A 6,788-nucleotide genomic window follows, 5' to 3' on the forward strand; every position below is an offset into this window, starting at 1 on the left:
CTTTTATGTCGCAATATAATTAAATATACTGTATTATTTGTAATGAAAACGAATATTTATAGAAAAAGTGAAGAAAAGAAATGCAATAGAGTTAAATAACATTATTATTTTTTGACTGTTTAAAGTGGTAGTAATAAATGGGTGCATATTTTATGTTAGGGAAGGTGGATCGTGTTGATAACTATTATCTTATTATCTGTCCAATATTTTTTGATGTGTAGTTTAAGTTTTAGAATACTTCGAGAAAAAAATAGAAAATTTATTGTTTTAAGTGTGATTAGTGCTGTAATTTTTTCACTTGTGTACTTACAGTTCGAATTATTTGCAACTGGTCTTTTGTGGATCTATTTAATTGCAATGAACTTTTTTGTTGCCAAATCAACGGTACATAAATCTTTGATTTCAAGTAGTTCTGCAATTCTCATTGTTATATTTTCTGACTATCTAACTTTATTTATCAATCCTATGTTCAATGTAAATGTAGGAGAATATACCCGATTTTTTTATACGGTTATTGTAGCTTTATTACTTTCTTTTGCTTTTAGAAAGCTTGTAAATACGACTTCTTTGTTTGAGAATGATTTGTACATGCCGATGATTTCTATTAATTACAACAGGAACGTTTCTCATACACTTTATCGTAATTACGATGGAGCGCCATGTTACAAATCAACGAGAAATGGAAATGATCAATAGTTACTTCGTCATCGTGTATTCTCTTTTATCTCTTTTTTCTGCTTCAATTTTTGTTTTCAGTGCAAGAAAGCATTATAAAAATAAGGAAATTGAGAATTATTTACACTATCTTAAACAATATGCGACTGACATTGAAAAAAAGTATAGTGACCTTCGAGCATTTAAACACGATTATAAGAATATGTTAATTTCAATGGAAAATTATATCGAGCGAGGTAATCTTGAAGAACTTACGAAATACTTTAAACAGAATATTTTGGAAACATCAAAAACAATTTTTGATAATTCATTAGAACTATCGGAGTTAGGAAATCTAAAGGTCGTTTCTTTAAAGAGCATTTTTTTATCTAAACTCAATTCAGTGGATACAAAAAGAACTAAGGTATCAATTTTTGTTTTTAATGAAGTCGATTCTGTTGCTGTTGATGAATTAGTTTTAGTTCGCTCTCTTGGCATTATTTTAGATAATGCTGTAGAAGCAACCCGAATGGCGAAATCTGAAGGGTTTATTGAATGTGCCATTTTAAAAGATATGGGAAGTGTAAGTTTTATTATCTCAAACTCGGTATCTGAAAATTTACCACCTCTTCACCAGTTGAAGGTTTCAGGGTATTCAACAAAAGGATCGAATAGAGGTTTGGGTTTATCTAACCTTGATTCTATTGTTGCACATGAAGCCCATTTATCCCTAGAAACATCTATTCAGGACAATAAGTTTTGTCAAATTTTAACTGTTAATTAAGAAGGAGAATACAAATGCTAAAGATATTTATTTGCGAGGATAATAAGGATCAACGGCAATCAATTGAACGTATTGTAAAGAATTATTTGATGATGGTAGATTTAGATGCTCGATTAGAACTTTCTACTGATCTTCCAAACGATATTCTAAAGTGGAGAACGCAGGAACAACATGATTATTTATTTTTACTAGATATTGAACTAAATCATGAAATGAATGGGATAATCTTAGCATCTCAGTTAAGAGAAAGTTATCCGCATGCAAAAATTGTTTTCATCACTAGCCATACTGAGATGGCGTTTCTTTCTTTTTTGCATAAAGTTGAAGCTTTAGACTTCATTCAGAAAAAGAGTGAAGAGGAACTTAAACCAAAGATAATCGAAGTAATAAATACTACCGTTGATCGGATTAGTAAGTTTTCTCCTGATAAACGAGAGTTTATCTTGATACGCAGTAATTACACAGACATCAAGCTTGTAATAGATGACATTTTATTTTTTGAAACAACACCTGTAGCTCATAAATTGAGTGTTCATTTGCTTAATCGGCAATTAGAATTTTATGCAAATATCAAGGACATTTCTGCTTACAACAGTGCATTTTATCGTTGTCACCAGTCTACTGTGGTTAATATTAACAATATTGAAATAGTCAATACTAAAAAAAAATTAATTCAACTGATTGATGGACAAAAATGTAATGTATCAGTACGTTATCTAAAAGGGTTACTATTTAAATTAAAAGAGAAGCAAAAAACATTATCTTAACACTTATGAAATGAAAACCGTTTCTTTTGAAAGTTTCGTTGTCGATTCAATTTCTGTATTATCATTGTTTTTGTAAGAGAGGAGCAATCCAATGGGAAATAGTATCGAAGAGAGATTATCTGATTTGCTTTTAAAAAAAATGGTAAACTATTTTGAATTCTCTAGAGAAGATTCTCTCAAAATTAATTATGGATTGACAATTCTAATTGTTAATTTATCTAAAGCGCTCGCCATATATCTAAGTGCTATTATTTTGGGGGTGTTTTTGGAAACGCTTTTATCTCATGTTACTTTTTGCATTTTGAGACATAATAACTATGGATTTCATTTTGAAAACAGCTTGATATGTACTCTCTTTGGGATTTTTAGTTTCCCTATCTCAGCTGTTCTTTTAAACTGGATGAATTTTAGGTTCTCTTTATGGGGGTTGGTTATTGTGTCGATTACTTTCATCGCTGTGACATGGCGGTTTGCTCCTTCATATACTAAATACGTTGGTAAGGATGTAGGAAATCACAGTCGCATAAAATCTCTCTTAACGACTATCAATATTCTAATTCTTTGTGTTTTATCACCTTTTACAGATCTAACGGTATTCATGGTTTGGGGAGTTTTTATCAGTAACTTATTGGTATTACTTAATGAATTAAAGAGGAGGTATCGTGTTGGTAAATGTTTTAAAGTTGAATAGAGTTCTTTTAGGATGTTTAGCAACTCTAGCACTAAGTATTTTCAGTCATTCAATTCAAAATTGCTGTTTTTTAGCGACTTATGAACCTGATATGCCTGACGAGTTAAAAGAGATAGTTAAATAGACATAGGTTAAACGACAATTTATCAGAAGCAAAGATAATCTGTTAAAAAACTAGGTTGTTTTCTGAGCTTGTGTTCTATTTTATTAAATATTTATTCTTTATCAAATACTATTTTTTAGGATAATACTGAGGTGAAAAGAGGAATGAAAAAGAAATTTCTAGTCCTGAGATTTAGTTAAAAATTATATAATGAAGAGGTGTACTTATGTTAAAAACTGTGTCGAAAATTGTTGTTGCTACACTGGGTGTTTCTATTATTGGATCGACAGTTGTTCCAACTGTAACTGCTTCAGCGGCAGAGGTTCCAACATCCACTGCTACGACTACAAATGCAATTACATTACCGGTAACATTGAACCAAACATTGGGAGCATCTTCTATTTTAGATCAAAATGATTTTCAAAATTTTGAAATTATAGGAATTGACGAGAATGGAAATGAACATATTCTTGATCCAAACAGTCCTAATCTTCGATATACTTCGTCAATTATCTATATTGGTGTTAAAATAAGATATACATCAACAGCAGATGGTAAAAATTTAATTGCAATGTTTAATAAAACTTATGGAATGGGAGCAATTGGAGATGCAATAGCAATCTTTTCAAGCGCTCTAGGTGGAATACCTGGTAGTATTGTTGGCGGTTTTGTAGGACTTGGCTTCAATGGCTTTAGAAGTCGTTGTAAAGAATCCATTACAGCTGTTCAGGCGCATCCTTCAGGTGGTGCAATTTATATGTATTTAGATCATGTAACTTGGAAAGCTTCCTAATTAATCGGTGCATTTAAAGAGAGGGTGTTTAGCGATGGCTAATAATAAGAAAAAGAGATATATAGGGTTGATTGGACTATATGTACTTTTGGTAATAGCATCTTCTCTAATACAGCAAATTAAGTATTATGGTTTGATTGCGTGGATTCTAATTGTCATAACTATCCTATTAGTGATTGTTTTGTGGACATATTTGCTACGCAAAAATATCGTAAATGTAACATGGAAAAGTATGACGTATGATCCGCAATCTCATAGGAGCGAACGAATATTTTTGTGCAGTCTTGTTACATTAGTTTCACCTATACTTAGATTTCATGATATAACTTCTTACGATGTTATACTTTCAGTTATAGCGCTATTAGTTGCTGTTATTGGGTTCACATTAAATGAGCGACATCTAAGTAAAAAAAATGATTTTAGATAGTTTTAAGAAGTAAGTAAAAGAAATAAATCAAAAGGGTCAGAAACTTAAAAGTTTTTGCCCCCTTTTTTATTTCTCATTTCATAGCTCTTTTAGTAGCACAATTAATTAGGTCAGAAAGTTACTTTTTTAAAGGTCAACGGAGCATGCCTTGTTGGGCTTTTTGATTCTCTACAAATATAGACTGTATTAAAGGTCAACTAGACTGTGCAAGATAGAGTCGCTTGAAAAATTTATTGGGTCAAAAACTTTTAAGTTTTTGATCTCTATTTTTTATTCATTATATTACTTAGCTAGAAATAAATTATCTACAGAGAAAAATAAACAATACATTCCTTCAGGAAAAGTGTATCTGTCACCTATAATCGACTGTTTTGACGGTGCGGTTATCAGTTGGACTATAAGTACAAAACCGAATGCTGAAATGGTCAATTCTATGTTAGACAACGCCGTGGCTACTTTGAGTCCAGGGAACTCTCCTATTGTTCATTCTGATCGTGGGGCACATTATCGCTGGCCAGGATGGATTGAACGAATGAAACAAGGCAATTTAATTCGTTCAATGTCAAAGAAAGAATATTCTCCAGACAATTCAGCCTGTGAAGGATTTTTGGGTCGTCTTAAAAATGAATTTTTTTATGGTCATGATTGGAAATTGGTCTCTATTGATCAATTCATCGCTGAGTTAGACGAGTATATTCTTTGGTACAATCAGAAACAAATCAAATGCTCGCTGGTTGGACTTAGCTCGATAGATTATCGTAAACAGTTAGGTATTTTATAGAATAAAGGTGCAAGAAAACGTCCGCACCCCCTTTTCTACATTTTAACTTGGCCGTTTACAACATCTTCTCGTAGATAAGTTTAATTTATTTCTGTCTTTACGAAAAGATGTTTAAGATATGATACTAACATCACTAATATATTTCTATCAAGAAAATTTATCAGTATATTTGATGTAGTTTATTCTATTCCAATGGATATAGTTCCTCAAGTCGATTAGAAAGAATCATTGTATAATGAGGATTTAAGGGAGAAATCGGTTTGTAAGAAGCTTTTTCTATCACTCTATTAACTAAATTTTATTAATAAATCAAATTAATCAGGGCACAATACTCATAGTAAATTTAGAAAATGAGCTAACGATTGAACAGTTATTTGAAAATTACACTGACGAAAGAAATCACGTGGTAATTCAAAAATTTAGGTGAAGCTATAGGTAATGAAAAATGGTGAGAAAACCTAGACAAGGTGATAATCTATTAATGAATACAGTTCCTCAATTTGGACATGAACAAACAAGAAAATTACTGTTAGATCAACTAACGACAATTGATTATGAAAGTCAGAGCGTGTATTTTTTTGGAAAGAGTGCATGAGAGTTTGGTTGAGAAGTTATTTGTGAAAGTTATAACAGTATTTCAAAAAATAAGCCAATAAAAAGAAGACAGCTGGATAAATAAAATCAAATGACAATGATTTATCAATTTTACGGACCAAATGATTTTTAGGAACAAGTGCATCTAGCGAAATTTTGGCTTCTTCCATCCGACTATCCATTGATTGTTTGGACATCATTATACATTCCTTCTCCAAAAGCAAATTTTTTCTTTAATTATAACAAAAAAACTGTAGAACAAAGAAATTTTTTTCTTTGTCTACAGTCTGCAAAAAACCCGCGTTGCGGGTTTTTTATTTTGATACATTTTATATTCAGTAACATTAGCTAACTCTTACAAATATAAACTAATCCGTCGTTGAAGTACCAATGACAACCATCCTCTTTTCTAACGAGTCATAAATCGTCCACATATGTGCTCCACGCCATCCTCTCCCAGGTGTGAAATAACTAGACCAACTGTCATTCCAACTATAGGCTACTAAGTTCTTTTTATTAGGGAACAAATAATTATTCAGCTCTAAATATTCTTCTTTTGTTACATAAAGTCCATAAGGCGTTTCAAAAAAAAACTTTTCATAAAGACTTTCTGGCTGAAGCATTTCTTCAAAATCGATGGGAGATGGAATCATTCGCTCTTTATTCAAATAAATTGGGTAACCAGCCACATGATCAAAAGATATCCAGTCGGTATATACTAATCTCGTTTTTATCGGCTTCTCCATTCGCCAATAGTAATCTACAGTTCTTTTTAAACTCCTACGCTCACGTAAATATTCATGAAAAGTCATACCCGATGGTTTACCTTTCATTTTTTGCTGTAACCATTTTTGGAATATGAACTCTACAAACGGCGTAGGTTTACGTATAGGTTTTGTCCCTCTAACGCCTTTATACCATTCATTATTTACATATTTCAGTAATATGATTGCAGATTCTTGATGGCTATCTAATCCTTGATAATCTGATACAGATAAAATAACATAATTTAAATCTAGAATATACTTCTTGTATAATTGATCTGTTACCTCCTTCAAAAATTTCATTTTGTCCTCCTCCGATTTTTACTACCTCTCGTTTCATTACATGAGGATTTTAAAGATGTAGATTCTCGCTATCTCACTATTATGAAGTAATTCAATCCAATACCAATATAGCATCGAAAACAGTAAA

Annotated in this window: 7 protein-coding genes and 3 pseudogenes; 8 read left to right on the forward strand and 2 right to left on the reverse strand. The window is 31.5% G+C overall.

Features of this window, described 5'->3' with window-relative positions; genetic code table 11:
• Nucleotides 1-685 precede the first annotated feature (685 nt).
• The 8 genes and pseudogenes from ESP02_RS13535 (at nt 686) to ESP02_RS13540 (ending at nt 5,656) form a co-directional block, all read left to right on the forward strand.
• A complete protein-coding gene (locus ESP02_RS13535; RefSeq protein ID WP_207711976.1) occupies nt 686-1,438 on the forward strand; it encodes a GHKL domain-containing protein in 753 nt (250 codons plus the stop codon).
• A gap of 14 nt (nt 1,439-1,452) precedes the next feature.
• Entirely contained in the window at nt 1,453-2,205 is a 753-nt protein-coding gene (locus tag ESP02_RS12610) for a LytTR family DNA-binding domain-containing protein (protein ID WP_002372609.1), read from the forward strand.
• A gap of 91 nt (nt 2,206-2,296) precedes the next feature.
• On the forward strand, nt 2,297-2,896 hold the full coding sequence (locus ESP02_RS12615) for an accessory gene regulator ArgB-like protein (RefSeq protein WP_038398347.1): 600 nt from the start codon (nt 2,297-2,299) through the stop codon (nt 2,894-2,896).
• Nucleotides 2,868-3,020, forward strand: coding sequence for a cyclic lactone autoinducer peptide (locus ESP02_RS12620; protein ID WP_073994825.1), 153 nt, complete (start codon nt 2,868-2,870; stop codon nt 3,018-3,020). The genes ESP02_RS12615 and ESP02_RS12620 overlap by 29 nt, the downstream gene beginning before the upstream one ends.
• 205 nt (nt 3,021-3,225) lie before the next feature.
• Nucleotides 3,226-3,792, forward strand: a complete 567-nt coding sequence (locus ESP02_RS12625; protein WP_002372611.1) for a hypothetical protein — start codon at nt 3,226-3,228, stop codon at nt 3,790-3,792.
• A 725-nt stretch (nt 3,793-4,517) separates the two neighbouring features.
• Nucleotides 4,518-5,000 (forward strand): annotated as a pseudogene (locus ESP02_RS12635) (transposase); the annotation flags it as partial.
• 340 nt (nt 5,001-5,340) lie between these two features.
• Nucleotides 5,341-5,452: pseudogene (locus ESP02_RS13625) on the forward strand (PbsX family transcriptional regulator); the annotation flags it as partial.
• Nucleotides 5,446-5,656: pseudogene (locus ESP02_RS13540) on the forward strand (hypothetical protein). The pseudogenes ESP02_RS13625 and ESP02_RS13540, both read left to right, overlap by 7 nt.
• On the opposite strand, the gene ESP02_RS13380 reads toward ESP02_RS13540, so the two are convergent.
• The gene (locus ESP02_RS13380; protein ID WP_002372617.1) at nt 5,612-5,794 is read right to left on the reverse strand and encodes a hypothetical protein; all 183 of its coding nucleotides are present in this window, start codon (nt 5,792-5,794) and stop codon (nt 5,612-5,614) included. The pseudogene ESP02_RS13540 and the gene ESP02_RS13380 overlap by 45 nt on opposite strands.
• Before the next feature lie 168 nt (nt 5,795-5,962).
• Nucleotides 5,963-6,661, reverse strand: a complete 699-nt coding sequence (locus ESP02_RS12645) for a hypothetical protein (RefSeq protein ID WP_002372619.1) — start codon at nt 6,659-6,661, stop codon at nt 5,963-5,965.
• Nucleotides 6,662-6,788: the final 127 nt, after the last annotated feature.

Source organism: Enterococcus sp. NBRC 3427 (assembly GCF_007996925.1).
Classification (GTDB): domain Bacteria; phylum Bacillota; class Bacilli; order Lactobacillales; family Enterococcaceae; genus Enterococcus_B; species Enterococcus_B lactis.

Excerpts from the sequence above, each read along its gene's own strand:
- ESP02_RS13535 (WP_207711976.1), top strand. The coding sequence starts at position 686 with ATGATCAATAGTTACTTCGTCATCGTGTATTCTCTTTTATCTCTTTTT.
- ESP02_RS12610 (WP_002372609.1), top strand. The coding sequence starts at position 1,453 with ATGCTAAAGATATTTATTTGCGAGGATAATAAGGATCAACGGCAATCA.
- ESP02_RS12615 (WP_038398347.1), top strand. The coding sequence starts at position 2,297 with ATGGGAAATAGTATCGAAGAGAGATTATCTGATTTGCTTTTAAAAAAA.
- ESP02_RS12625 (WP_002372611.1), top strand. The coding sequence starts at position 3,226 with ATGTTAAAAACTGTGTCGAAAATTGTTGTTGCTACACTGGGTGTTTCT.
- ESP02_RS13380 (WP_002372617.1), bottom strand. The coding sequence starts at position 5,794 with ATGATGTCCAAACAATCAATGGATAGTCGGATGGAAGAAGCCAAAATT.
- ESP02_RS12645 (WP_002372619.1), bottom strand. The coding sequence starts at position 6,661 with ATGAAATTTTTGAAGGAGGTAACAGATCAATTATACAAGAAGTATATT.